Here is a 241-nt window from a genome sequence, read left to right as displayed (position 1 = left end):
CTTTGATTTTTTCTTTGACATAGTCTTTGATGAAAAGTGCCGCCTCTTCTTCCATGTCCGTAATCAGTTCAATCACCTGCAGACGGATTAAGTGGCCTTCCGTTCCGAGTTCTTTAATATACATATTGATTTCATTTTTTATTCGGAGCACCATTTAAGATCGATGCATGACGGACAGCACGTCACTGAATGTCACAAGCTCCTCAAACTCTAATGCGTTTAAAGCCGTAATCGTTTTGTC

The 241-nt window shown here is 40.2% G+C and carries 1 pseudogene; it reads right to left on the bottom strand.

The features are described from left to right. Window positions 1-241: pseudogene (locus R0K30_RS23310) on the bottom strand (DNA integrity scanning diadenylate cyclase DisA); the annotation flags it as partial.

Source organism: Bacillus sp. SIMBA_154 (assembly GCF_046536015.1).
GTDB classification, from domain to species: domain Bacteria; phylum Bacillota; class Bacilli; order Bacillales; family Bacillaceae; genus Bacillus; species Bacillus pumilus_P.
Note: the sequence above shows the minus strand (reverse complement) of the source record. Positions and strands in the feature narration are given on the sequence as shown.